The following is a 23,982-nucleotide window of genomic DNA, read 5'->3' as shown; positions in this document are numbered from 1 at the left end:
GTTCTATGAAAAAAATCATTTTTTGTGCGCTGCACGCTTTCATTTTTTCGGCCTGTTCGCCCAAAATGTATGAGAAAACTTCCGACGGCGAAAGCTTCGAAACGCTGACACAAATCACCGATTCGGACAAACCGTCCCTTTATCCTAATGGGGGCGATTTGGGTGAAAATCTGGTTTTCGCGTCCAGGGAGGAGGATGCTTCCTACAATATCTATATGAAGGAGAAGGTATTGACGAAAGCGATCATTCAAAAAACGGCAGGAAAAAATTTGCATTTGAATCCCGCCTATTGCAGCGCCAACAACCGGATTGTTTTTCAAACATTCGACAAAACGAACTTCGATATCTATTACATCGACGCTTCAAAAGGGAAAGCGATCACGCAGGTAACCAATACCGATGACGAGGATGAATACAATCCTTCCTGGTCCTCCGACGGGAACCTAATCATTTTTGAGCGGGGAGCTACGCCGAAAACGTACGCGATGATCAATCAAAGGACTAATAAGCCTGCCGGCGGAGTATCTGTGAAGAAAAACCAGATCTGGATCAAGGATTTAAAAACCAAGGAATTGAAGATGATCGGGGAAGGCAGTTTTCCAAAGTTCTCTTCTGATAGCAAAAATATCGCCTTCGTCAAATATGACCTTGATAAAAGTAAATCCAAGGAAACCGGGACAATTTGGATTATGTCCACCGAAGGTGATTCGCCGAGACAGATCACCGACGTGAACCTGGGTTATGCTACGAATCCAAACTGGAGCCCCGACGGTAAGAACATCATTTTTCAGCTGACCAAAAAAAACAAGCAGGACTCGGACATTTACGTGATAGATACCAACGGCGAGAACCTACGGCAATATACGTTGAACAAATCCAGTGACTTTGCCCCCTACTGGTCTGTCGACGACTTTATCTATTTCAGTTCAGATCGCGGCGCAAAGGCTTCGAAATATCAGGTCTGGCGATTCAAAATGAAAAAATAGCTGACAAGCGTCAACCGGACTCGTTATGAAACAAATCAACATACTCATCCTATTTCTTTTTTCCGCCGCCTTCTCGCTCGCGCAGGCGCAGGGAGAAGAAAGTATCTATTTCGCCACAGGGACCAAAGTAAAAGGGAAAATAGAATCTGCGGACGATGAAAAAATCAGTACAGTCCTTGAAAACGGCAGCCATTATGTTGGTCTCAGGGATAAGTTTGTAATCTTCTTTAATAAGTCAGGAGACTATTTAACGGAGAAAAACATATCAAAAGACCCAGCCAAAGCCCAGATTGAAATTCAGGAATTTTATTCATCTGCAACCGCGACTAAGCCCGTGAGCGATATTTTGTTCAAAGCTTCGCCACGGGAAGTGATCGCCTGTAATATCAGCAATGAGTTGGAAGATGTTGTCAATTATCTTACGCTTGACGGTCGCTCTGCTTCTATCAATAAGGATAACCTGTTTGCAGTGATTCGCCGCAATGGGACGCACGAAATGCTGCGAGACCTGCCGGAAGTAGCTGATAATTTATCTGTAATGAAGAAGGATTTCAACAAATCCAGGATTCAGGAAAAAAAGAGCGAGCCGGTTGCAGCAGCTCCTGCAAAGCCGCCCGTCTCAACACCGTCTGCGCCGGAAACTGCGCCGGTAGCAGTTGTTCCCGTTCCAGAAAAGAAGAGCGAAACGGAAATAGAAAAGGAGACTGAAAGGGAAAAGAAAAGGCTGACCACCGATGAGCAGAAGACTTATATGGCAAAGTCGGAAGACAAGATGCTGGAACTGGCTAGTCTTCTCAACAGCATTGTGGATGCGCGCAGAAGTAGGAGTGAGAAGGATATGGCGATTCAAAAGGCAGTAAGGATGTTCGTGAAGGACGCTACTGTGGAAGTATCCGCCGTCAACAATCCTAATAACAAAACCAAGAGGAACGTTGCTGAGTACCTGACGAGATTAAGCCGCCTGAATTATTCCAAAGTGAATATAACTTATGCCGAGATCAATTTTGTACAGGAATTTGAACCGGACGATCAGGGTAATTTTTGGGGTATTGCGGAATATTCACAGACATTCTCGACCAATAATTTTCAGGATGTGACTCAAAAACGTCAGAAAATTAAACTGCAACCTTATGAGAAAACAGTGGATGGTGTAAGGCAGGATAGATTTGAGGTACTGATGGGAAATATTTCTATCAATGTAAGTGAATAGCCTGATGCACAGGAAGGTACTGATATTGGTTTTCTTGTTAATTCGAATGTCAGATTCGTGGGGTCAATGCTTTACATTTAAAGGAAAAGTGATCAACGCAGCTTCCGGTCAGCCGATCGGCGCAAATTTTACGGTCAAAACTGATAGCAGGAAACAGGCGGTCGGAAAGAGTAATGATCAGGGCATTTTTTCTTTACAGGTCCCGTGCAATCCGACCTCGTTGATCATTGAAAAGACAGGATTTCGGACGATATCAATGCCTGTCACCGGTACAGAAGGCACCTATTATTTTGAGCTTGGCTTGTTCCCTGTGGACAAGCAGACCAACGATCGCCCCTATTTTCAATCAGAGCAGCAGGATCTGGTCTTGAATAATTCCGAATCTTCTAATACCCAAAAGAAAGTGACGCGACTATTCAAGCTTGTGGATATTGAAACCAAGACTGCGGTGAAAGGGGAAGTTTGTTTGTATTATACCAAAACGGGCACCAAATCCTGCTTTCCTACAGACACCGGTCTCCGCTCTCAGAAAGACCCGATTGAATTTACCCGCGAGGATATTATCGGGCTTGTGGCAACTGCCGCCGGTTACCAGCCTTACAATGGAAACCTGATCATTGAACGGCTCGATAATAGCAGCTCTGTTTATGAAATCGCACTGAGCAAACAAACCTCAATTCTGGCATTTTCCATTGAGCCTGTCGATGTGAAGGACGATTATCGAACTGAATTATTTGTAGATAAAGGCAAGAAACTGACTCCCAAAATGGTCGATCTTTCGCTGGGCTATTCCAACGTTAAATCAGGAGAAGCCCACCGGATCCGCGTTACTCCCGGCTCGTCAGGAAGTAAGCCTGTTTCAATAAATCTGCCACCCGCAAACGGGCTTTTGCTTGTTAAAATCAATTTACTCGAAAACCAGCAACCCAGTCAGTCAGCGACAATACAATCTGTACCAGAGCAGCCTGCCCGTACTGAAAACATAACAATTGATCCTTCTGGTCAGCGCATTATTTACTTTGATCGAAGCAGCTACGAGCTCCGGCCGTCGTCCAGGCAAACGCTCGATTCACTGGCGACCTGGTTGCTGCAAAACCCGGAATACAGGATTGAGATCGTTGGCCACACGGATAATATCGGCGATCGCCATAGGAACCTGATACTTTCGGAGTACCGGTCAAAGGTTACTTCCAACTACCTCATCAATCGGGGCGCTGGCAGAAAACAAGTGCACTGGCAGGCGAAAGGAGGCGAACAACCGACATCTTCCAACAGCGAGGAAAAAACTAAGGCGCTTAACCGGCGCGTAGAACTTAATATCCTGAGATAGCACAGACAACCATTCCGTTTTACAGCAAAATCTTTATAAATGAGGCTCTTTTATTTCGCAATATTCTTATTGTTTATCCAACAAATGGCTCGGGCACAGGAAACTTTGTACTGGGTCAATGGCAGCAATTTCCCGTACAAATTAGCTTCCTCGACCGAAAAATCTTTGAAGATCGGGGAAAGCAGAGGCGATCGTTTCGTAACGAGAACTGTGCCCAGGGCAAATGTAATTCTCGCATTTAATGCAAAAGGCAACTTTTTGCTAATATCCGGCCTCAGCAACGACCCGACCGAATCGACGCAGCAGATAGAGCAGTTCTACACCTCGTCCGGCCCGGCTTACGACCTGCTGATTGTCGCTGAGCCCGTCCGTATTGTTGAATGCAACATTAGCTACAAGAGTGAACATGTGATCAATTTTACGACCGTCTCCGACGCTTCCGGTTCTATCAATAGAAAAGATCTTGCATTGATTATTTATAAAAATGGAATTCACGAATTTGTAAAATCCCCGTCCGAGTCTGCAGGCATTCTCGAACTGGCTGCTCCGCTTGTAGCTCAGGCAATCCTGAGCCCCGGTAAAGTGACAGATAGTACAGATTCGACGACGCAGGCAGTTGACGTCAAAGAGGTTATTGAAACAAAAAAAGAGCAGGAAGCAGTGCAGTGGTCAGAACCCGTAGTTGAATCAAAAGCAGTTGACAGTACTTCAACAAAAATTGACACGGTTCAGACTGCTCCAATAGAAACAATAAACAAGCCAGTGGTTGCCGAAGCTGAAAAGCCTGGCCTTTCCGCAGAGGAGATTACTGCGTATAGTGTAAAGGGTATAAAAAAAGTGGATGAATTCGTGCAGTACCTTAATGTGATCAGTGACAAAAGCATTGATCCCGACAAAAAAGACGAAGCAATTGAGCAGGCTACGAAGCTCTTCCTGCCGGAAGCGACGATTGAAGTTACATCTTCCAACCGCGAAGGAAAAAGATGCTATCGTGTCAATGATTATCTCACCAGGCTCAAATTGTTGCCTTACAGTGCCACAAGAATAGCCTGGAACGAGGTTAACTATATTAAAGATCTGGCGCTTGAAAGTGATGGCAGCTATTATGGCACTATTACAGGCACGCAAACATTTAGCGGTTTAGGCTCGAATGGAAAAGATATCGTGTACAGCGATGTCACGAAAAAAAATGTAAAGGTGAAACTCAGGAGTTACCACAAAGCGGTAGAAGGTCAGCAAACAACTAATTGGGAAATCCTGCTCGGAAACATCGGAATCAGTGCCAATCCATGAAAAATTTCAGTGCGCTTAATTTCAATACGCAATCTAAAAATGCCCGGATCGTGCGAAATATATATTCCCTTACTATCATAATTTGCATTCTTGCCCCTCCTCCCCTGCTGGCGGCTGACTTGCAGGACACGCTTAATCAGCGTGATAATAATGAAGTGAAATTACTGGCTCAGCGGAAGATTGAAAAAGGACTCAGTGACCTACTGAATACGATCACGTTTGAAGATTTGGGTGCATTTGAAAGAAAATCCATCACGGCTGACAGCTACGGCGAATCTCCCAATAAGGTTTTTTATGATGAAAAAGTGATTATTGAGAATGATCTCAACCCGGAGTTCACTTCCGCCGGGAACAGCGCCGATTTGCCTGTAGATAAGTATCTCAACAACTTCGAATTATTCTACCCTAAAAGCATTGAAAGGACAATTGAACTAACTGACTTTCAGGTTTCTGATCTTAAAAAATCAAACTACTATTATGTGAAGGTATTTTTCACTTCTCATTTCAAAGGGAAGCATAACCAGATCAATGTTCCCTATCAGCCTGTGAAACGTGTTGCGGAAGTGAGAGCGGAGAAAAAGGGTAAAAAATGGATTACCTATATTTCACAAATTGCTTTTTATACCGAAAAGGATTCACTGAATGCGAACCTCAATAACGTTGAATTCATCGCGGACTCAACAGCAACTGTCAGTGAACAGTCGGTTTCCCAGCCAAGCGAAACGGACATTGCCCGGCAGAAAGAGCGGGAAGCCGAACGCAGGGCGCTGGAAATTTATAACAAGTGGCTGACCGACGGTGACAATGCGTTTAAGGAAGGAGATTTTGACAAAGCACTGGAAGCGTATACAGAAGCCGAAAAACTAAATAATTACGAGGATCTGCTTCCAAGAAGAAAGATTTATCAGGTAAAACGTGCATTTGAAAAAGCCCGGCAAACCAAGGCTGAACTTGTAGGGCAATATCTGGCAAAGGCATCTATTGCACAGAAAAAAAGGAACTACTCCGAGGCTATCGGCCACTTGCAAGAAGCATTCGATCTGTTGCCTGATTCGGTGCAACTGGCTGAAACCATTAAAATGCTGAATCAGAAGTCGAGCCTTAAAACTGAGCTGGACGAAAAATTCAACTCCGGAATGTATGATGAAGTGATTAAAGATTACTCACGGATCCTGAAAAAAGAGAAAGACAATTCTGACCATTATCTGGGAAGGGGGATCGCGTATGTGATGGTAAAGGAAGAAGACAAGGCATTCAAGGATCTGAGCAAGGCTATTGAGCTGGACTATGCAAATCTGGCAGCCCTGCGCGCCCGGGCTGAATTGTATACGGCAATTAAAGATTATCCCAAAGCCGCAGCGGATTTCACAAGCTATCTGAACATAGACAACACCGCAGATGAAATGCTCATCAAGCGTGCGCAGCTCCGCGTACTGACCCGGAACGTGTCTGGCGCATTGGAGGATTATCAGCGCGCTATCCAGATAGCCCCGCAAAATGCCAGCCACTATCATCAACGCGGCTTGCTGTTCTTTAACTCCAATGAATTCTCAAAAGCTACCGCCGATTTTTCAGCGGCGCTGGAACGCGATACACTTGCCAGCGACTCGTACTACTTTCGGGGATTATCTCATATTGAACGTTCCGAAATTGAGCGGGCAGGAAAAGATTTTGCGCAGGTGAGAAGACTGAAAATAACGCCTGAACGAGACGAAAAAATTACCGCGATCGCACTTTCGTTTTTTCACCAGGGAACCAAATCCTTGCGGAAGGGAGAATTCACGGAGGCTATTGCCAATTACGATAGTGCCATTCACGTCAAACCAACAGTTGCAGACTTCTGGTACCATAAAGCAAGCGGTCACCTCGGTATGCGCGACTCGGCAGCAGCGTTGACAGCATACGATAAGGCATTATTTCATCATGCGGAATTCGCAGAGGCCTTTTTGGGAAGGGCGAAACTCTGGTTTGCGATGGAAGAATACGCAAAGGCATCCGTTGACTACAACCGTGCCTATCAAATATCCCCAGTGCTTTATGAAGCCCGCATTGGTGAGGGAAATGCGTTTTTCGAGCTGAGACAATATGAAAAAGCTGCTACCGCTTATGAATTTATTAAAGTTAATGAAAAGAAGATAGGAGCCGGAATGTCCGACAGCTTATACGCCGTTGCATATAATAAGCTTGGCCTGACCAATCTTGCATTAAATAAGATAGAAAAAGCGATTGAAGAGTACGATCGGGCGATCAACAAAACGGATCAATTAGCGGAAATCTATTTTAACAGAGGGGAAGCGAACAGGTTACAAGGTAATCTAAAAAAAGCGATCAGCGACTTCCGCCGCGCAACTGCACTGGATCCAAAAAATCCCGCTTATAATATTCAACTGGGTATTACGCTGGAAAAAGATGAACGTTATGCAGACGCAATAGTCGCATTTTCGGAAGCGATCAAAATTGATACTGCCAACAGTTGCTGCCGCTCAATTGCAATGCTGAAAAGAGCTGACAATCTGGTTATGCTAAAAAAATACCTCGAGGCAATTTCCGATTACCAAGCTTCATTCGAATCAGATTCATCTGCCAAAACGCCAGCTTCTCTCGTCAATTTCGGCACAGCATATATCAAGATAAACCAGCCCGGCGAAGCGGTTGAAATCCTGTCGCGAATCAGCAATCGCGATGAGCTGAGAGGCACAGCTTACTATTTAATTGGCTGCGCAATGGTGCAGCAGAAAAAAAATGACGAAGCGCTGAGATGGTTTGAGAAATCGTTCACGACCGGCCTGATCACGAAAGCATTTTTGAGGAAGGATAGGATGTTGGAAGATATTGACAAAGCGTTTGCGAATTCGGTAGGGTTTAAGGAGTTGGTGAGTAGGCATGTTTTGAGGTGAAATTTCCTGCGTTATATTCCTCGGCATTGAGGAGAAATCTCGGACTAACTTATCACAATCACCGGTCAGATATTTACGGCCAGTGGCTGCTTTACCAAACTCATAATATATTCAAGATTGCCAGTATCATTCACTCTTATCTCATAATCCCCATTACCCCAGTGCCCGATGTTCGAAACATCTCTGGACAAATGTTTAGGATCATCCAATTCTCCAATTTTTAGATTAATCCAAAACTTCAGACTCGTTTTTAACACAAGCACGTCAGCAAAAACTTTTCCTTTCACCGTAAACCCGATCACCATCCTTTGGGGTTTGATCTCAATGTCCGCTCCCAAGTTAAGAATCGCATTCTTAAAGGTCTCATACAGTTCAACCGTCTCGTCGCTTTTACCCGACAAATGATCTTCTTCCGAGTACGGTTTGATTTCTTTGGCAAGCTTGCCGATTTCCGAATCGTCACCCTTTTGCATTTGCTTAATGCTCGGAGCGGACCTCGATTTTTTGATCTGATCTATGGTAAGCAGGCCATTCTCAAACTGCTTGATCTCCCAAAGCTCAATACCAGATCTTTGAAATTGGTCGACTGTTTTTGAAAGTCCGTGAATGAGGGGGAAACGAATATAATCCGGCTCTGTGACCAATCTATGTCGGTTCTTTTAAGACTTTCGCCATACGCTTCGTTGTATTCCACTATAAAGTCGGCCCGATAATCCAGCATCAGATTGAGATACGAAACGCCCTGATCCACAACACTGTAATTTTGGCTGCGCTTATATTCGATGATCACAAACGACTTACTTTCAGGATCGAAGGCCAGGGTATCAATGCGGAATTGTTTGATTGTGAACTCCGACCTGATCAGTTTAAGCGAAGTGAGCACTTCCAGATTCTTTTCGAAAAGGTTTTGAATGTCCTTTTCAAGTTTGAACGGGACTTCGTGGAGGGGAGTGAGGGCGGTTTGATTTGTTGTAAAAATTTGCATGTAGGCTTTTCAATGATTCGCTATATAAGTCACTTTTGCCACCAATATATCTAAAAAACAAAAAAGGACTGTCGCCAACAGTCCTCCAATTCCTAAACTTTCGCCCCCATCTCCTCGAAACCTTCCCAAAGCACCTTCACATCAAAAAGCGCCGACTTTTCGGCCGTAATAAAACGGAATATCCGAGTGATATAGCGCCAGATCCTGGACCATTTTAAGCGAATGTGCCAACTCCCCGCAGTCCTGACATTTGATGCTTGACGTGCATCGACCGCAAGATTAGGTTTTGATCAGGAAGAAATTTTAGAGAGTCGAATTTTAGTTGTCCAATTTCAGAATACCCAATTTATATCCTATACCAAATCCAATCCAGGGCTTGTAAGCATAATCCCACTTCCTACCTTCCTTTGACAATGGAAAGTCGACGCCGCCGAAAAAGCCCAGTTCTATTTTTTTAATGCCCAGCCAGCCGCCGAGACCGAATTGCCAGCCAAGCTGATTGGAGTTCTTCTTAATAGTATTATCAAGCGTATCAGCAGCAAGTGAGATTTTGATCGGGCCGGTGAAAATTGATGCCATAAATGCCAGATGCTCTCCGCTGCGCTTCGTATCGCTGTAAAATGACGAATTCCCCCATTTGACACCCGTGTAAAAACCGACATTGACTTCCGTTGTCACGTCGGCAGGAACGTCAACCTTTCGCCCGTTATCCATTGTTTTGGTTCTAGCAAAACGATACTTTAGAGGCATTGTCGCAGCCCCAAACTCAAATTGTCGATACGAAAATCTTTCTACGTATAGTGGAGCAGATGTCAAATCTTTTCGCTTTTCAAACACATAATAATATTTCCCACTCTCTGACGGATCGATCGGGGTTGCTCCTTTGCCATTTTTCGTTGTATAAAAGCCCGGAGCAGCTATACTAAAAGACCCCTGCGTACCCTTGTTATCCATAGACCAGAATTCCACCTCGATAGAGTCACCCTTTGCATTTTGAATAAGATTGGCCCGAGTATAACCCCCACTCTTTCTTCCCTGATAATTAACGGCCGGGGCATATACGATCTTGGTTTTTAACTCCGAATACTTCTTTCTAACAGTTTCGGAAATAATTACAGTCGTTTCATTTCCGTCCTCACCCATTACTTTCCTTTGCGTCACGGTAGTCACATCCTTTTCGCAAGGTTCGTAAAGCACATGAACTAATGTCGTTGTGGGCCTGATCTTGTAGAACCTGTTAAATGCCTGTCCACAAAGGAAGTGAGCGTGTCCGCAGAAAAGGGACACCAGAAATGCTGGTAACAGTTTTTTCATTTCAAGATTAAAATAGAGGTTGGGAGTATAAAATGTAAGATAGGAAGAGAATTGCAGGCAATGAGATCCCCGACTCTTTTTTTGCTTTCCAGTTTTAATAACTTATCGAACGGAAATAATCGGTTTAGGCCACCAAATAACAAAAAAAGACTGTCGCCAACAGGCCTGACATTCGACGAGATGCCAAAACTCTGCTTGGGATTGCGTCAGCGGATCGCCGATATTTGATGCGTGACGGCGCGACCAAAAAACCGTAAAAAGTATACAACAACCCTGAATTCGTATTCATACCAGCCCCGTTTTCACCCCGACCTTTGATGCATCATTTTAACAATCAGAGATCATGAAAACCATTTTAATTACAGGAGCAAGCAGCGGTATTGGTAAAGAAACTGCTAAATTATTTCACGCCAAAGGCTGGAACGTTGTCGCTACCATGCGCAATCCGGAAACCGAAACTGAATTAGGGGAATTGGAAAATATATTGGTTGCCAAACTGGATGTGCTCGATCCTTCCTCCATTGATCATGCAGTAAAAGAAGGCATTGCTAGGTTCGGGCAGATTGATGTTTTATTAAATAATGCCGGCTACGGCGCTTATGGCGTGCTTGAATCTTTTTCGAGAGAGCAGATCATCCGTCAGTTTGATACGAATGTGATCGGTTTGCTGGATGTGACGAAAGCTTTGCTGCCGCATTTCCGCAGCAACAGAAGCGGTATCATTATCAATGTTTCGTCGATTGGTGGTAAGATGAGCTTTCCGCTTGGGACTTTGTATCATGGTACGAAATTCGCGGTCGAAGGGATTTCCGAATCGCTGCGCTACGAGGTGCAGGAGTTTGGCGGACAAGTCAAAATCGTAGAACCGGGTGCGATTGCTACTGATTTCACTGGTCGATCGCTGGATTTCAGCAATGATGAAAGCATGACGGAATACCAGCCGATCGTCGGCAAACTGCTGGCAGCCACGCAGGCGATGTTTGGGCAAGCCTCTCCTGCCAGCGTTGTGGCCGATGTGATTTACGAAGCTGCGACAGACGGCACAGATCGATTACGTTACGCGGCCGGCGAAGACGCCAAAGCCATTATCGCGCAGCGCCAGCAGGCCGACGATGCTACTTTTACCAGCGTCATTAAGTCTCTGTTCGGTTTATAATTTTAAGATTATTATGCCTCATTGTCAGCACAATGAGGCTATATTTGTTTTTATGAGCACAAATATTCACCTGCACAACGTCGAGGAATTGTTCAAATTTTTCGGGCTGGACCAGCCTGTGCACCACCCGCTCGTGGCTATCATCGATTTCAGCAAGGTTCGCGAGGCGGACATTGGGAATACCAAAATTTCGACGGATTTCTACACGCTGATTTACAAGACTTACAACCGGAATCACGTGAAATACGGGCGGAAGCTCGTCGATTTTACAAATGGAAGTTTGATCTGTCTGGCACCCAATCAGACACTGGAAATGGACGACGATATCGAGGGATCACCGCAGCCATTGGGTTGGGGCCTGGGCTTTCATCCCGATCTGATCCGGGGCACGCCGCTGGGTGACAAAATGAAGAGTTACAGCTTTTTCTCCTATGAAGTCTCGGAAGCGCTGCATTTGTCTGAAAAGGAAAAGCAGATTTTGGCGGACTGCGTTCAGAAAATTGAAGCTGAACTGCACGAAAATATTGATGTGCACAGCCAGTCCATCCTCGTATCGGGCATTGAAATGCTGTTAAACTACTGCTCCCGATTCTACGGCAGACAATTTATCACCAGAAAAACCTCCAATAACGCAGTCATTGTGCAGGTCGAGAAGCTGCTGAACGAATATTTCGGGCCGGGCGACCTCAGTGAACGCGGCCTGCCGACGGTCAGATACCTTGCGGAACAGGTAAATTTATCGCCCAATTATCTGAGTGACCTCCTAAAAAAAGAAACCGGCAAAAACGCACAGGACCATATCCACTATCACCTGATCGAGGAAGCCAAAAATATCCTTTTAAGCAGCAGCTGCTCAGTCGGCGAGATCGCCTACGGCCTGGGCTTCGAATATCCCCAGTATTTCAATAAGCTTTTTAAGCAGAAGACCGGAAAAACGCCGGCTGCGTTTAGAAATATGAATTAGCTGCTTCCTGCCAGCACCGCATTCCATTGTGGATCAGCATAAAAACAAAAAAGGACTGTCGCCAACAGTCCTCCAATTCCTAAACTTTCGCGCCCATCTTCTCGAAGCCTTCCCAAAGCACCTTCAGATCAAAAAGCGCCGACTTTTCAGCCGTATCAAACGGAACATCCGAATGATAAAGCGCCAGATCATGGATCATTTTGAGCGAATGCGCCAGCTCCTTACAGCCCTGACATTCTACAAGACACCAAAATGATCGGCGGCAGCACTGTTACTTTCTCCACAAGGCAAATCCGTTGATAGCAGAAAAAATCGAAAAAGCATTAAATTGCCGCACTAGCAAACCACACCCTATGAAAACCACCCTCTCCCACCTCCCGCAAACCAAACAAGACCAACTAAAAGCCCTCACCCAAATAATCCTCGACAAAGTTCCAGCCGAAATGATCATCCTCTTCGGCAGCTATGCGCGGGGCGATTGGGTCGAAGACTACCAGGAGAAGTACGAATATGTGAGCGATTTCGACATTCTGATCGTCACCAAAGACAAGAATTCCGCGAAGCAAGTTAAGAAATCGCGGCAGCTGGACAAGGAATTGATGGCCAATGAGGCGATCACCAGAACTAGCATCATCTACCACAGCATTGGTTTTGTCAACGACAAGATCGAGCGGAACTACTATTTTTTTGTAGATATTTTAAAGGAAGGAATTTTGCTTTATGATTCGGGAAAATTCACCTTATCTGAGCCTAAAAATCTCAATGCTGCGCAACGAGTAGAAAAATCAACGGAGGAATTTGAGCATTGGTTTGAAAGTGCTTGCCGATTTTTGGAGACTGCTTACATCCAAATCGAAAAGACTTGGTATAAAGAAGCAGCTTTTTTACTTCACCAGGCCACTGAAAGATTCTACGCTGCCGTTCTGCTAGTTTTTACCGACTATAAGCCGAGAATCCACGACATTGAGATTCTAGGAAATCAGGTCGAAAAATTGAATACCAACTTCGCGACAGTTTTTCCAAAAACGACAGCCGAAGAAGAGCGATTATTTATCCTTCTCAAAAAAGCGTACATCGATGCGCGTTACAATAAGAATTACAAGATTGAAAAAGAGGAATTGGAATACCTTGGTAGTCGGGTTGCATTGTTGAAAGATTTGACGGAACGGATTTGTAGAGAGCGGATTGCGGGGTTTACTGACAGCTGATCCAATGAAAGAACCTTTGTGCGCTTTGGCTGCTACTTAAAGACCCCCTATCATGCTCCATTGCTCCCTGTCGATCATGTCGATAAGCTTGTAGAGCTTGCCGGGTAAAGACCTCAGCATTATCTATTTCTCGTTCTTTTCATTTTTTAGTCGCTGAGATCTATAATCTCGGTTATTCCCTCATTTATACCCTCAACTTCACCCTCATTTGCACACTCACATTTAACAATTGTGAGTAGCATTAATCTATTTAGCGGTTTTATAACCACCATTTGTTCTTGTTAAATCACATCTTAACATTCATTCTGTAGACCCAACCACTATGTATATTAGGCACAATGATCTAGAAATTCCAGTTGACAATCCTTTCTCCGCTTGCAAGCTTGACAGAAAAAAATACTCTGACGTTTTAACCGGTGTCGTCGGTGGATTCGGAACTGGATTTGTATTAGCAATAAATAGCGAATGGGGAACGGGCAAAACTACATTTGTGAAGATGTGGCGCCAGGAACTTCAAAACACAGGCTTCGAGACATTATATTTCAATGCCTGGGAAAATGATTTTGAAAGCAATCCACTAGTTGCGATCATGGCAGAGCTTAAAACACTTGTCAGAGACAATAAGACATTGCAATTTAAGTCTTTGATGAAAAAAGGCGCAGTTTTGACGAAAAATCTTGCGCCAGCAGTTATTAAGGCAGTCGCGAGCAGGTACATTGATCAGCAGACGCTGCTTGACGGATTAGAAAATGCTTCAAAGGCGGCGGCCGATATATTGGAAAAAGAGGTTGAAGCTTATGTAAATCGGAAGAAGGAATTGGGTGATTTCAGGAAAGATCTTGAAGCGTTTGTAAATAAGGGAGTGGACGATAAGCCTTTGATCTTTTTCATTGACGAGCTAGATCGCTGCCGACCAAGTTATGCTGTCGAGGTTTTGGAACACATGAAACATTTCTTTGCAGTTCGCGGGATTGTGTTTGTGCTCGCCATTGATAAAGAACAACTTGGACATGCAATACGAGGTGTATATGGTAGCGAACAATTGAATGCTGACGAATACCTCAGGCGATTTATCGACCTGGAATACTCAATTCCTGAGCCTCAGACTGAGCAATTTGTCAATTATCTTTTCCAATACTTTGCCTTTGATCAATTTTTTAAATCAGATCAAAGGCTTCAATATAGCCGTGCTCGTGAAGATAGAGAGAGTTTCTTATCGCTGGCGACCGCTCTATTTGGTAAAGGCAAGCCAACCTTGCGACAGCAAGAAAAAATATTCGCCCACGCCAGAATGTCACTCAAGAGCTTCTCATACGGGACATATCTTTTTCCGAACATCTTTCTCTTTTTGGTATATCTTAAAGCTCTGGATAGCACTTGCTATCATAAAATAAAAACGAAAGAAATGTCGCTTCAAGATTTATCAGACCGATTTTCACAGATTTTCGGAGTTGGTAATCTGGATGATTACAATCGTCATGGTATTTTGTACATGCAAGCCGAGTTGATGAACATGTATAACATTTACGCCTTTAAGCCATTTGGCCAAAAGCTGGTTAAACGTGATGTGAATGAAAAGGTCGAGTTCCTGGCAGTCAAATCGAAGTTGGACAATTCGGAAGGCAATAATGACTTTGCAGATATGATCACTTCGCTTGATAGGAATCATGGAGAAAGAAATATTTCAATTGAACATCTTTTAACAAGAATAGATCTGACAGATCCTATTGTAACCTGATAACTTCCAAGCTATGGCTCTCAGTGCAACATCACTATTTCACTATACTAAGGGTGGAATGCCAGCTCTAAAAGGCATATTATCGGAAGGATTTAGGGTGAAATACAATCGTGAGCTTCATCCCAAGGAAATGGCAGGAGGAACGAACTTGCCTTACGAATCAGTAATTACTCCAACTTTTGGCGAAGTGTCTTCAAATACTTATCCGAGAGTAGATTATTTATGGATTCCAATGGTGAGCTTTTGCGACATACCTCTTTCCTCAATTCGTGATCACCTTGAAACCTACGGCTTCGAATACAAGTACGAGAATTTTGGTCGCGAAAAAAGCAAAAAGATTGGCTACGCGATTGGTCTCACAAAAGAATGGGGCAAAAGAAATGACATGAATCCTTTGCTCTATTTGGTGTTTGGAAGCAACCTCGCTCGTCGGATTTTTTCTGCATTTATTCAAACTAAGGAAAAGCAGACAAATGAAGATGAAGTGCCCAAGGGTGGTGGGATGACCAATCGATACTATGTCAGACATACATACTTTCCCCCCGTGAAAATGGGAGAAGATTATGTTATTCGGGACAACTTAGGTAATCAGTTTCCAATAGACTATCTATATGTAAAACCTGTTGCTCATAAGTCAATCCCGCATCCTGACTACGTAATTGAAAACAACTTTCAGGATGAAAAAGAATGGCGATTTGTCCCAGGCAATGCACATATTATTTCAAGTTACGTCTGGCGAACCGCTTCGAACTATTCTGATTTCTACAGATCTTCGTGGACGAATGCTGAAAGAGCAATGCAAGAAGCGCCACCCTATGAAAATGTGCAATTTCAGTATTCAGACATCACGCACATCATCGTCGGTCATGAAAGCGAAATCCCTGAAATTCAGCAGCATTTGAAGACTGTCTATCAAGACATTCCCGAATCTGAACTAATGTTGCTTTACTCGAAGGTGACCTCATATGAACGACTTGTGAAGGATATGTAAACACCCTCTATCATGACCGCCGAAACTCTCAACATTCAACTCCTCGAACTCTACCAAACATACACTCGATCTATCTACTCTCAAATCTGGAAAGACAATGTCTCTGCACCATTGCTGATGCATGTTTTTGACGAATATTGCGTGAGGGAGAAAAAGATTCTTTTTATCGGACAGGAGACGCATAGCTGGGGACACATGAACTATGAAGCCAAGTCCCGAAGAGCTGCTTAACAAATATCGTGATTTCAATCTCGGCAAGTCGGCCGATTATGGCGACGGAAAGCAGCCTCCGTATTTGCGAAGCCCGTTCTGGAATTTTTAATCGCAATCTCTTCTTTCAAGGAAATTGGCGTAACAGCAAGGTAACTAACAAAACGAATGGATTTCTTTGGACGAATATATCCAAATTCGATTGCAACAGCACTACGCCGTCACTCGAGCAACAAAGCAGATTTTGAATTGCTGAGCTTGCCTCCAACGACGGTTCTCTACTGATCCTCATATTCCAACCAAGCATTCCAGAACATTACTTGGCTTTCGTCCTAATAAAGTGCCGAATCTGTATCGGGAGGTTTCGGGAAAGATTGTTGAATAAGTATTTCGTTGAGCAAGTAGTTTGAGTCCAAATAGAAGCTTTAATAGTAACACAATCCATAAAAAAACTTTCCAGCTTGCATCAGCGCTCATGGAAACCTTTTTAGGAGTATATTGCACGCATATTATCTTTCGTTTGGGGTAAAAATCAGACGCATAGTCTAAAATCGAGGGTTAAATTGTAGAATTCTATCTGTTTTTGGATATCTCAAATAGAATTCAACCGGTCTGATATTTAAGTTTACGAATTCACCTTTCACAACTATAATAAACAAATGAAGCATGAATGAAACAATAACTGATTCAGAACTAACACTTCACAAGAATCTTCTTTATATCAAGTACATATGTATTGAAAATCTTTTTGGATACTTTACATATTTGCTGCCCGAGGACGAAAGTCATAGTTCACTAGATAAATTGATGATACTATATGGAGACAATGGTTCTGGTAAGACTACAATTTTGCGACTGATATTTAATTTACTTTCTGAAAAAAATGACTCTGGTCATAGAACCTTTTTAGCTAAAACAAAATTTAACAGAATTGTTGTTCGGCTATCCGATCACGTAGAAATAGGTGCTTATAGGCCTAATAATATAATATCTGGGTCATATTTTTATTATGCAAAAGTTGGTGAGAAAAATCTGGAAGTTCATGTTACCACAGATGCTGATTGCAATGTAAAGGTAAGAGATGACGAAAAAAAATCAAGACAACTTAACAAGATTTTGGATTTAATTAAATCCTTAAACTTGTCACTATATTTTCTTTCAGATGATCGAAAATCAATGTCTAATTCTGGTTCATATTTTGATAGTTACTCCGGCGAGAGTTTTGATTTTAAAATAATAGATCACTATGAGATTAGTAGAGTTGCTAATAAAGCCATTCGTGACAAACTGAGAAGAGAAAAAGATCAGGAAATTGTCAATATTGAGGCGTCACTTGCAACATTGACTCAATGGATAAGGGATAAAACGATATATTACTCAAATATTGGAGAAACTAGTAATCAGTCCATTTATACTGATTTGATAACCAGTGTAAGTAATTCAACTCAAAACAAGTCGAGTAAATCAAAAGAATATTTGATTCAAACGATCGACAGCCTGGCTAAAAGGAGTCAAGAATATTCGGATTTCGGACTAATTAGCTCGTTTGACTACAAAAAGATATTTGATTCAATTGAATCTGTTGATGATTATGAGACAATAAATTTTATCAATAATATACTCGACCCATTTATAGAGGGATCAAATGCAAAATTAGGTGCTCTCGAGAGTATAAAAAATATTATTAATACATTTGTCAATAGTGTGAATTCATATTTTTCAAACAAAATTATCTCATTTAATTTAAACTCTGGATTTTCTTTGAAGTATGTAAACGGAGATGATCTTCCCCCCAATTTCTTATCATCTGGTGAAAAGCAGTTATTATTGTTATTCATAAACACAATTACCGCAACTGACGATGCAACAATTTTTATTATCGATGAACCCGAAATTTCATTGAACATTAAATGGCAAAGAACACTTCTAAAAACGCTGTTAAGTTTTAGCAGAAATAGCCCGGTACAGTTTATAATAGCTACACATTCAGTAGAGTTATTAACTTCCAATAGTAAACGTGTTTTAAAATTAACAAATAGAAAAGTTTCCTTAGATGCCAAGTAATTTAAAAAGGACTGTTGAGGAAATTTTAACATTGTATTCCTTAGAGCCGACAATAAAAGATATTTATGTTGAAGGCCCGATGGACAAGAGTATTATTGATCTCTTTGTGGGCGTTTACTCAATAGAGTGTAACGTTTATGAGATTGATTCATCAATAGATTTTTCAGAGTTGATGAGCAAAGATCCATTGTTAGGATCTAATAGAAATAAATTAATTTCGTTCGCCTCCCAACTTACGAGTGCCACTTCTAGTCAAAATATTCTTTGTATTATCGATAAAGATTTTGATGATTTTATTTCCGGAGGGACGTATAATCAGTTTTTGCTAAGATCGGATTACTCCTGTATAGAAGCATATGTATTCAATGAAGAGATTATTGGAAAGATCCTAAAAATTGGGTTTAGTAATTTTCCCTTGGAGGCAAACCAGGTCATTGAGGAGCTGGCGAAAGTTCTTCCACCACTTTTTTTTCTTAGGTGTCTACGTGAAATTGACGCCGATTTTAAACCAACTGCGTTATTGAAAATTGATAATGCATTTTCTGCAAGTCGAGGTGGAATCATAACATTTGATTTAAAAGATTATGTTGAGCGATTCTGTCACAAAAATGCAATTAGCAATCGCTCAGAATATGTTATAAAGGAAGTCAGGAAAATGCTTGAAAATTATCAAGGGGACGTCAGGAATTCTATACACGGCCATGATTTTGCCAATACATTCTTTAGATATGTCAATAGTGTAAAGAATACGCAACAATTCAAGGATTCTAGTTTTGAAAAAACCCTATTCATCGCTCTGGAAATGAGCACCTTGACAAAATATGAACTTTTTGATACTATATATAAGCGCTTCAATTTAGAATCCCCAACGTCGGTCAGCTAAGATTAACATTTTCCCGTTAAAAATTCCCTCCACCCCAATTTGCCCTACATCATTTCTCTTCCCTAAAGCAGTCCCAAAAAGTATACAACTATGAAAAAAATCAAGATTATTGCCCTATTATGGTGTGAGGTCGGCGAAAGCTATCCAAGCGAGGTCTAACTTTTGGGGCAGTGCATTCAAAGGCCCTTTTTCTAAAAGCGCAAAAACCGGCCGGGAGATTTCTTGCAGTACCTTTCGCGCCGCTCGGCTGGGGCTACGATGTGGGCACTGATGTCGAGATTGGGTTGCAGGGCCATCAGATCGGCCATTCGGAGGATGCCGGAATAAATGGAAGTCGTATGTTCCACTTCAAAAGCACGAACGATCGACCGGCCTTTGATCCAGAGCACATCGATATTTTCAATGGTTCGAAGCGTGATGGTATCATAATTCAATGGCAGCGTGGTAAGGAGTGAGTCCGTTTCAGGTTTCCAAACTGCCAGGACTCTTTGCCTGTCACTTTTCGGCAGCCAGATTTTCAACTTCATTCTTTCGCCAATTCTGGATAGCATTGCCTGAACCCGGATCGACTCGCGAACATCCTCTTTTTCAGACTTCGGAGAAAATTCCTGCTCTTCCTTCGTCGGTACCGACACTTCGATTTCCTTACTTTCCTGCGTTTTGACGGTCAATGTGACCAGCTTCCGATTATCACTTTCACTGAGCGGAAAACGCTTGGGAGCTGAAAGTTGTCTTTTTAAATAGAATTCGATCCAATTCCCGTCCTCCTCTTCAAAACGGCGCAAGTTTCCCCGCACCATATTGGTCCATGCGGTGCTCTTTTCGGGTAGGTTTTTAGTAAAAGAAAGGGCGGCCCAACATTCTTCATCATTTACCGGAAGCGCCTGATCGAGCGGAAGCCATACGATTTCTTTCACCGGGAACCCCAGTGTGTAAATATCATCTGAGCTGTAAACCGGCGTGTTGCTGATAAAGTAGTCGCCCGTAACTTCCAGGATACCAACCCAGCGGGATAATTTGGTCACATAAGCAATGAGCTTGTCACCTTTTTTGATGGCATTTGCCTGCGTTTTTTGCGATTCAGGAAATCCGGAAATCGATCGCTCGGTTTCCGTGAATGTCTGGTAGGTGTCGGGAGAGAAGAGGGTGATGTGGTAGGCCATTTGCGTTTTCAAAAGAACAAGATAGCTGCAAATGGGGGATTTGGCAAGTATGCGTCCAGCTCATAAAGTGCCAAAGAAAAAAATGAGCTCAATATTTTAGTATAGCCTAGAAATCAAAAAACCCCGCTTAAAGCGGGGTTTTTGTTAATCAGACACCTTTTGCAGAGAGAGAGGGATTCGAACCCCCGGACCTGTAACAGTCAACGGTTTTCAAGACCGTCGCATTCGACCACTCTGCCATCTCTCTAGATATCGTGGTCGATGCCTGATTGTGGTGCAAAGGTAAAAACAAAACTTGTATGTGCAATATGTAAGTTGAAATTTGTTTAACTTTTTGTTGTGGCGATATTCCTATAATGTGCTCAATTTGTTTATCAGGGCCACTTTCAAAACTTTGGGAGTCGCATTTGATACGCTGTAACGTTCATCTGAGCGAATACCTATCACCCAAATAATCTCGCCGTTTCCATTTACAAGAACCTGCATTTCTCCTTTTTGAAAACGGTCCATTTTGAGGTCGCCAAACAGGTCACTCAGCTTTTTCCTCTTCCCCCCCATTCCAAATGGGAAAAAGGTGTCACCTGTTTTCCATTTGCGGATTGTCAGCGGCCACTGCACTTTCTCCAAATCAATGAAGGCTAGTGACTTATCTTTACCAAGGTCGTTTATTCGATTTTGCGATATTTCTTCAAAGAGCAATGATGAGTTCCCTACTGGAATAGTCGATCCTGGCCCCCCGACTGTTATCTCATCTTCAGAAACCTGTTCAGTCCGCCGCCGGAGTATCAGATGATTTCTGTCCAGCAACAATTCGTATGACGCAGAACTGAATGTCTTTCCAACGGTTCCATTTAAGGCAGTAAGGATCGGCTTGACTTGCGCATAACTAAATTTATACTCCTGCAAAACAGACCACAACCTGAACGCTGGCTCCGTCGAAGTGAGTAAATTCCCTTTATCAATATAAATCAGGCCATTTTCTTGATATACTGCACTGCGCTTCCATGTTTCGAGAAGTTCTTCCAGCAGATTTTCGGCAGCCTGCAATCGCTCAGATGTGTTGATAAACGTAGTCTCAACGGAGGGATTGAGCTGTTGTAGTACAGGTATAATCTCGTGGCGAATACGGTTGCGCTTGTAATCCAGTGACGAGTTGGACCTGTCCTCTCGCCACGGCAAACTATTTTCACGAGCATATGTGAGGATTTCTTCCCTCGCCGTTTGAAGTAGCGGCCGAATGATCGCATTTACCTGCGGCGCAATCCCTTTGAGTCCTGGCAAGCCAGTACCTCGTGCCAGATTCAATAGTGTTGTTTCGAGTGAATCGTTGGTATGGTGGGCAGTCACTATCCAGTCATATTGATTATCCTTCCGGATTTCCTCAAACCATTTATAACGTAACTCCCTCGCAATCATTTGAGTAGAAATACCTTTTTCCTCGGCTAACGTTTTTGTATCAAATTCTGTAACGAAAAATTCAAACCCGTACAACGCTGCGATTTCGCGCACAAATTGTTCGTCTGCATCAGATTCTTCGCCTCGCAATTTGAAGTTACAATGCGCAATACCGGCCTTATATCCCTGTACATGAAATAAATGCGCCAAAACAATAGAATCCACTCCCCCACTCACAGTCAGCAGTGATCTTTTCTGATTCAGCTCCCAAGCTTGTTGGTTAATAAAAGTTAAAAAAGAATTCACAAAGAACCTCTAAGATGTATTTGATGTAGTTTTGGCATATCAGAGCCGGATCATCTTTTTGGCAGGCTCAAAAATACCTGGCCTTTGCACGCAAGCAACTATTTTGCCGGTGCTGGTTTCAAAGGTAAAAGAAAGAAAAGAACATGGATAAAAATAATTACAAGTCAGGCTGCAACTCTTTTAAACTTTCACGCGTCATCAATATCAAAGGGAATATTAATCATCTGACGTTCTTTGCCTTACTGATTTTTTTACATTGTATACTGTGCATCAGCACATTGGCCCAAAATAATAATACTTCCAGTGAAGATCTGGTAGAGATTTTAAAGTCTGATGAACTTGAAATTCTCAATGCAAACGGTATTGAGTCGCGGCGGGTTATCAATGGGGTTTTTAAACACAAGGGCGCATTTTTGTATAGTAATCTGGCAATTCAGAATATCAACACGAACGTAATCGAGGCTTTTGGAAATGTGAGGATCGTGCAAGGAGATACCGTGACGGTGACTGGTGATACGCTTTATTATTACGGAAACACCAGACTTGCAATTGTCAGTGGACGAAAAACTGTTTTAAAAGACAGCAAAAGAACATTGACGACCCGAAAAATTGAATACGAAATGGGAAACGGAATTGCTTATTATAAGCAGCCGGGCCGAACAGTGGACGAGGAAAATGTGCTGACAAGTAAAGAGGGATTTTACAATACAGCGACGAAAGAATTCACCTATTACAGAAATGTCAAGCTTGTTAATAAAAAATATACACTCACCACAGATACGCTGCTTTACAATTCGATAACCAAGTGGTCCTATTTCAATGGGCCTACCAAAATTGTGAATAAAGATGGTACGGTTGTCGGGACGAAGGGGCAATATAATACAGAGACGACGCAATCCAGTTTTCACAAAAGAACAACGGTTGATAATGAAACGTATACACTAACCGCAGACTCGCTGATCGTCGATGGAAAAAGTAATGACGGGCAGGGAAAAGGCAATGTGGTGATTGTTGCGAAAAAAGATAAGACTGTTTTGAATGGTGACGAAGGATATTATTGGAAATCAAGAGGATACTCGAAAATATATGGTCACGCATACGTAAGAAATGTAGTTTCAGAGGACACATTGTACATTCGGGCTGATACGCTTTATTCTTTTGAAAATGCGAGGGACTCGACCCGGAAGCTGATCGGACATAAAAACGTGTTTATTTACAAGTCTGACTTTCAGGGTAAATGCGACTCGATAAATTATAATACTGCGGATTCTGTGATCCGATTTTTCCGACAGCCGATCTTGTGGAGCGATCAGCATTATCAGATGGAGGCAGACACCATTACAGCGTTTCTGGTCAACAATGAGATCAACAGGATGCTTTTAAAAGGGAAGGCATTTGTGATTACGGAAGACACATTGGTAAGACAGTTCAATCAAGTCAAAGGGAGAATTATCAATGCTTATTTCGGTGCCAAAAATCAGTTAAAACAGGTTCTGGTTGAAGGAAATGGCGAAAGCGCATACTATGCTGTTGACGATAAACAGAAGAATATTGGTCTGAACCGAGTCGAATGCGGACGTATGAACCTGCTGTTCAAAGAAAACCGCGTAGAGAAAATTTCCTTTGTGGGGAAACCGGACGGAAAGCTGATCCCACCCATGAAAATCAAGCAGCCGGAGCGGCAACTGGAGGGATTTAACTGGCGCATTTCAGAGAAACCAACGCGGGAGAAAACGATTTGGGCCGAATTATAAATAATTTAATGTTCAGGTAAGAAATTCTGTCTAACCGGCATGGTTTTTTACCTTTGAAAAATAAAGTTAGCCGTTCGCACAATATATGTTGAGGATCCAATTATTTCTCTATATTTTTGTAGTGTACTTTTTAAC

18 protein-coding genes and 1 tRNA gene are annotated in these 23,982 nt (G+C 42.6%); 13 read left to right on the top strand and 6 right to left on the bottom strand.

Features of this window, described 5'->3' with window-relative positions; all coding sequences use genetic code 11:
• The first annotated feature begins 5 nt into the window (after nt 1–5).
• The 5 genes from LZG94_RS03980 to LZG94_RS03960 all read left to right on the top strand — a co-directional run bounded on the left by LZG94_RS03980 (nt 6) and on the right by LZG94_RS03960 (nt 7,716).
• The gene (locus tag LZG94_RS03980; protein ID WP_233790644.1) at nt 6–986 is read left to right on the top strand and encodes a hypothetical protein; all 981 of its coding nucleotides are present in this window, start codon (nt 6–8) and stop codon (nt 984–986) included.
• A gap of 25 nt (nt 987–1,011) precedes the next feature.
• A complete protein-coding gene (locus LZG94_RS03975) occupies nt 1,012–2,196 on the top strand; it encodes a hypothetical protein (RefSeq protein WP_233790643.1) in 1,185 nt (394 codons plus the stop codon).
• Nucleotides 2,197–2,242: 46 nt separating this feature from the next.
• Nucleotides 2,243–3,526, top strand: coding sequence for an OmpA family protein (locus LZG94_RS03970; RefSeq protein WP_233790642.1), 1,284 nt, complete (start codon nt 2,243–2,245; stop codon nt 3,524–3,526).
• Nucleotides 3,527–3,610: 84 nt separating this feature from the next.
• Entirely contained in the window at nt 3,611–4,819 is a 1,209-nt protein-coding gene (locus tag LZG94_RS03965; RefSeq protein WP_233790641.1) for a hypothetical protein, read from the top strand.
• Nucleotides 4,816–7,716: a tetratricopeptide repeat protein gene (locus LZG94_RS03960; protein ID WP_233790640.1), complete on the top strand. Its 2,901-nt coding sequence runs from the start codon at nt 4,816–4,818 to the stop codon at nt 7,714–7,716. Before LZG94_RS03965 ends, LZG94_RS03960 begins: the two co-directional genes overlap by 4 nt.
• A gap of 65 nt (nt 7,717–7,781) precedes the next feature.
• On the opposite strand, the gene LZG94_RS03955 is transcribed toward LZG94_RS03960, so the two are convergent.
• The 3 genes from LZG94_RS03955 to LZG94_RS03945 form a co-directional block, all read right to left on the bottom strand.
• Nucleotides 7,782–8,189, bottom strand: a complete 408-nt coding sequence (locus LZG94_RS03955) for a DUF5655 domain-containing protein (RefSeq protein ID WP_233790639.1) — start codon at nt 8,187–8,189, stop codon at nt 7,782–7,784.
• A 41-nt stretch (nt 8,190–8,230) separates the two neighbouring features.
• Nucleotides 8,231–8,701 carry a hypothetical protein gene (locus LZG94_RS03950; RefSeq protein ID WP_233790638.1) on the bottom strand — a complete coding sequence of 157 codons (471 nt, stop codon included), beginning with the start codon at nt 8,699–8,701 and terminating at the stop codon, nt 8,231–8,233.
• A gap of 318 nt (nt 8,702–9,019) precedes the next feature.
• Nucleotides 9,020–10,015: a hypothetical protein gene (locus LZG94_RS03945; protein WP_233790637.1), complete on the bottom strand. Its 996-nt coding sequence runs from the start codon at nt 10,013–10,015 to the stop codon at nt 9,020–9,022.
• Nucleotides 10,016–10,358: 343 nt separating this feature from the next.
• Between LZG94_RS03945 and LZG94_RS03940 the strand changes: the two genes are divergently transcribed.
• The 7 genes from LZG94_RS03940 (at nt 10,359) to LZG94_RS03910 (ending at nt 19,229) form a co-directional block, all read left to right on the top strand.
• A complete protein-coding gene (locus LZG94_RS03940; RefSeq protein WP_233790636.1) occupies nt 10,359–11,171 on the top strand; it encodes an SDR family oxidoreductase in 813 nt (270 codons plus the stop codon).
• Between the two features lie 52 nt (nt 11,172–11,223).
• The gene (locus LZG94_RS03935) at nt 11,224–12,135 is read left to right on the top strand and encodes an AraC family transcriptional regulator (protein ID WP_233790635.1); all 912 of its coding nucleotides are present in this window, start codon (nt 11,224–11,226) and stop codon (nt 12,133–12,135) included.
• 353 nt (nt 12,136–12,488) lie between these two features.
• Entirely contained in the window at nt 12,489–13,343 is an 855-nt protein-coding gene (locus LZG94_RS03930; RefSeq protein ID WP_233790634.1) for a HEPN domain-containing protein, read from the top strand.
• Nucleotides 13,344–13,665: 322 nt separating this feature from the next.
• Nucleotides 13,666–15,081, top strand: a complete 1,416-nt coding sequence (locus tag LZG94_RS03925; RefSeq protein WP_233790633.1) for a P-loop NTPase fold protein — start codon at nt 13,666–13,668, stop codon at nt 15,079–15,081.
• A gap of 58 nt (nt 15,082–15,139) precedes the next feature.
• Nucleotides 15,140–16,072 carry an abortive infection system antitoxin AbiGi family protein gene (locus LZG94_RS03920; RefSeq protein WP_233790632.1) on the top strand — a complete coding sequence of 311 codons (933 nt, stop codon included), beginning with the start codon at nt 15,140–15,142 and terminating at the stop codon, nt 16,070–16,072.
• Between the two features lie 876 nt (nt 16,073–16,948).
• The gene (locus tag LZG94_RS03915; protein WP_233790631.1) at nt 16,949–18,346 is read left to right on the top strand and encodes an AAA family ATPase; all 1,398 of its coding nucleotides are present in this window, start codon (nt 16,949–16,951) and stop codon (nt 18,344–18,346) included.
• Nucleotides 18,336–19,229, top strand: coding sequence for a hypothetical protein (locus LZG94_RS03910; RefSeq protein ID WP_233790630.1), 894 nt, complete (start codon nt 18,336–18,338; stop codon nt 19,227–19,229). The genes LZG94_RS03915 and LZG94_RS03910 overlap by 11 nt, the downstream gene beginning before the upstream one ends.
• 191 nt (nt 19,230–19,420) lie before the next feature.
• Here the strand turns inward: LZG94_RS03910 and LZG94_RS03905 are convergent, their stop codons facing one another.
• The 3 genes from LZG94_RS03905 to tilS all read right to left on the bottom strand — a co-directional run bounded on the left by LZG94_RS03905 (nt 19,421) and on the right by tilS (nt 22,093).
• Nucleotides 19,421–20,392 (bottom strand): hypothetical protein, encoded by a 972-nt coding sequence (locus tag LZG94_RS03905; protein ID WP_233790629.1) that lies wholly within the window; start codon nt 20,390–20,392, stop codon nt 19,421–19,423.
• A 162-nt stretch (nt 20,393–20,554) separates the two neighbouring features.
• Nucleotides 20,555–20,639: transfer RNA gene (locus LZG94_RS03900), tRNA-Ser, on the bottom strand.
• A gap of 104 nt (nt 20,640–20,743) precedes the next feature.
• Nucleotides 20,744–22,093, bottom strand: a complete 1,350-nt coding sequence (tilS, locus tag LZG94_RS03895) for a tRNA lysidine(34) synthetase TilS (RefSeq protein ID WP_233790628.1) — start codon at nt 22,091–22,093, stop codon at nt 20,744–20,746.
• Nucleotides 22,094–22,371: 278 nt separating this feature from the next.
• Here tilS and LZG94_RS03890 point away from each other — a divergent pair, with 278 nt between their 5' ends.
• Nucleotides 22,372–23,847 carry an OstA-like protein gene (locus LZG94_RS03890; protein ID WP_233790627.1) on the top strand — a complete coding sequence of 492 codons (1,476 nt, stop codon included), beginning with the start codon at nt 22,372–22,374 and terminating at the stop codon, nt 23,845–23,847.
• Nucleotides 23,848–23,982 lie beyond the last annotated feature (135 nt).

Origin of the sequence: Dyadobacter sp. CY343 (assembly GCF_021390335.1) — a bacterium.
In the GTDB taxonomy this organism is placed as follows: Bacteria; Bacteroidota; Bacteroidia; order Cytophagales; family Spirosomataceae; genus Dyadobacter.
Note: the sequence above shows the minus strand (reverse complement) of the source record. Positions and strands in the feature narration are given on the sequence as shown.